The organism is Streptomyces sp. NPDC096046, from assembly GCF_040303285.1.
Classification (GTDB): domain Bacteria; phylum Actinomycetota; class Actinomycetes; order Streptomycetales; family Streptomycetaceae; genus Streptomyces.
The window spans coordinates 138,842-141,884 of sequence record NZ_JBEOSZ010000018.1; the positions used below are offsets into that span (position 1 = coordinate 138,842).

Sequence of the window (3,043 nt, forward strand, 5' to 3'; positions counted from 1 at the left end):
GCGGGGACCTGCGACCCAGGCCCGCCCACTTGGACAGGTGCGTCGCCTCACCGCCCGCGTCGCGGACGAGCCGGACCGGCGGTCCGGCCGGCCCCGCACACACCGATCAGTCCGGCACCAGCCCCAGAGCGTGCTCGTAGCGGCTGCCGGTGCTCCCCTTCATGCCCGGATACGCCCGCACCCGCTCCCACGCCTCGCTCGCCGGGGCGGCCAGCGCCCGGTCATAGGCCTCGCCGCTCTCCCACTCGGCGTAGTTCAGCACGTGCCCGCCCTCCGTACTGAGATGGAAGTGCGCGGAGACCAGCCCGGCGTGCCCTTCCGGGTCGCCGTCCATGGCCTTCGACACGAGGTCGACCCATTCCTCGCGGCGCCCTTCCACCCCGCTCTCGAAGTCGACCCGCACGGTCACGATCAGACCCGGCGCCCGTGTGTCCCCGGCAGCGCGCTCCCGGCTCCGGTAGCGCCGGTACCGACCGAGTCCGACCCGCTCGATCCCCGGCACCGCGGTGTCGATCTCGTCCACGCGTTCCTGCCGGTGGACCTTGACGAAGGACTCGTAGGCCTGTTCGCCGGTCCACTGCGAGTAGTGCATCAGGGTGGAACCGTCGTCCCCCACGTACACGTGATACGCCAGCAGATCCCCGGTCGGCCAGGGCCGCCGTTCCCAGGTACGTCCGATGGCCTCCACGGTCTGCCACTGCCGCTCGCGGGTGCCCACCCGCCAGGTGCTGAAGAAGGGGGCACCGGCACGCGGGTCGGTGAGGTCGGGGTGCTGCTCGGTTCGACGGCTCATGAACACTCCAGTCGTAGCGCCTGTCACGAACAGCCCCAGCTTTCAACCTCGACCGAACTTGAGGTCAACAGGGTGCCGTGCACGGCGTCCTACCGGAGCGAGCGGATCCAGCCCAGCGGCGCGGGCGCGGCAACCCGCACGCCCGTGACCGAAACCCGCACCGCGAAGGGGCACTCCACGCAGAGCACTCCCCTCATCGATGCCCGTGCGCATGCCTCCAACGCAACACGCCGACCGCCACCACGGCCCCCGCCGCCCCGGCCACCAGCACCGGCCCCGGGTTCCGCATCCCCGCCTGGACAACGGTCCGCACGGGGCGCGGCCCGGTATGCGTCGCCTTGTCGTGCACCGTGTGTCCCGCCTGCGCGGCCGTGCTGCGCAACTGCACCGTCATCGCCCCGGCCTTGTCCCGCAGATCGGCCGCCCGGGCCAGCGCACGCCCCTTCACGTCCGCCTTCCCCGCCAACTCCTCCACGGTGTTGCCGAGCGCACTGCGCGTCCGCTCGATCTGCCGCCGCAGCTCATCGGGCCCCTTCGCCCCACCCGTAGCGTCCGTCATCGATGCGCCCTCTCCTTGATCTCCTCCACGTCCGCCCTGACACTGCCGAGAGCCTTCTCGGGCGTGGGCGGTCCGGCCTTGCGGAGCTGCCCCCGCCCCATCACGGCCAGCACCCCGGCGATCACGAACAGCACCGCCGTCACGATCAGCGCCGCGGCCCAGACGGGCAGCACCAGCGAGAGCGCGGCGACACCCGTACCGGCCAGGGCGAGCAGCCCGGCGTATCCGACGGCGCCTGCCGCCCCGAGCAGCCCGCCGCCCCGCCCGGCCCGCCGCCCCTTCTCGGCCAGCTCCTCCTTGGCGAGAGCCACTTCCTGCCGTACGAGGGTGGAGAGCTGCTCCGCGGCCTGCCCGACGAGCTCGCCCACGGAGTGGCGCTCCTCGTGCACGGCCCGGTGATCCATGGTCCCGGTCACGTGTTCCGCCTCCTCTCGAAGTCAGGAACACCCGGGTACCCGGACGGCCCGCCCGCTACCCCCGTGCCTCCCCCGAGACTCCCCGGCCTGCGACAGCGCGGTCCCGGAGAAGGACGCCGGGCGCACAGCCCCACCGATCCCCCACCACTCACTGAACCAAAACTTACGGATACCTGTAAGCAGAATTAAGTGGAGCTACACAATCGGCGGGCCGACACTGCCCCCATGACCTCACCATCCGCGCCCCTCTTCCGCCGCGCCCTCTGCGCCATGATCACTCCCTTGACGCCCTCCGGAACCCTGGACCTCGACGGCGCCCAGCACCTCGCCGCCCACCTGGTGGCCAACGGCTGCGACGGCCTGGTCCTCTCCGGCACGACCGGCGAGTCGCCCACCACCACGGACGCCGAGAAGTCGGCCCTCGTCGCTGCCGTGAGAGAGGCGGTGGGTGACCGCGCGAAGATCGTCGCCGGCATCGGCACGCCCGACACCCGGCACACCGTCGAACTGGCCAAGGAGGCGCAGAAGGCGGGCGCGGACGGCCTCTTGGTGGTGGCGCCGTATTACAGCAGGCCCCCGCAGGACGCGGTCGAGGCCCACTTCCGGGAGATCGCGGACGCCTGTGAACTCCCGCTCATGCTCTACGACATCCCGGCCCGCACCGGCATCCGCATCGAACCGGAGACAATCCTCCGCCTCGCCGGACACCCCGGGATCGTCGCGGTCAAGGACTGCTCGGCCGACTTCCTGGGCGCCCAGAAGGTACTGGCCCGCACGGATCTGGCGTACTACGCGGGGTGCGACGAACACAACCTCGCGCTGTACGCCGTCGGCGGCACGGGTTACGTCAGTACGGTCGCGAACGTGATCCCGGCCCGTCTCCGGGCCGTCCTGGACGCGTTCGACGCGGGCGACACGGCCCGGGCGGCCCGCCTCCAGCACGAGGCGACGCCCCTCATCGAGGCGATCATGGCCACCGGCCTGCCCGGCACCGTCACGGTCAAGGCACTGCTGAACGCCCTGGCCCTCCCCGCGGGCCCGGTCCGCGCCCCCCTCCGGCCCGCCGCCCCGGCCACCACCGACACCCTGCTGTCGCTCCACGCGGCGCTCACCGGGGCCTGACCACGATTGATGGGCGCGGCACGGGAACGGAGAGCGGTCCCGACGGGACGGAGCAGACGGGACGGCCCGTGCCGAGGTCGGCCCACGCGGTGTCCGGGGTGATACGGGCGGGGGAGTGGCCCGTGACGGCGGCGATGTGGTGGGTCTAACGGG

At 72.2% G+C, this 3,043-nt stretch carries 4 protein-coding genes; 1 reads left to right on the plus strand and 3 read right to left on the minus strand.

Annotated features, from left to right (window positions below; genetic code table 11):
- Positions 1-106: 106 nt before the first annotated feature.
- From ABTX62_RS18305 to ABTX62_RS18315, 3 genes are all read right to left on the minus strand, one after another.
- Positions 107-793 (minus strand): antibiotic biosynthesis monooxygenase, encoded by a 687-nt coding sequence (locus ABTX62_RS18305; RefSeq protein ID WP_352117119.1) that lies wholly within the window; start codon positions 791-793, stop codon positions 107-109.
- A gap of 193 nt (positions 794-986) precedes the next feature.
- Entirely contained in the window at positions 987-1,352 is a 366-nt protein-coding gene (locus ABTX62_RS18310; protein WP_352117120.1) for a DUF3618 domain-containing protein, read from the minus strand.
- Positions 1,349-1,768 carry a phage holin family protein gene (locus tag ABTX62_RS18315; protein WP_352117121.1) on the minus strand — a complete coding sequence of 140 codons (420 nt, stop codon included), beginning with the start codon at positions 1,766-1,768 and terminating at the stop codon, positions 1,349-1,351. Before ABTX62_RS18315 ends, ABTX62_RS18310 begins: the two co-directional genes overlap by 4 nt.
- 225 nt (positions 1,769-1,993) lie before the next feature.
- Between ABTX62_RS18315 and dapA the strand changes: the two genes are divergently transcribed.
- Positions 1,994-2,890, plus strand: coding sequence for a 4-hydroxy-tetrahydrodipicolinate synthase (gene dapA, locus ABTX62_RS18320; protein ID WP_352117122.1), 897 nt, complete (start codon positions 1,994-1,996; stop codon positions 2,888-2,890).
- Positions 2,891-3,043: the final 153 nt, after the last annotated feature.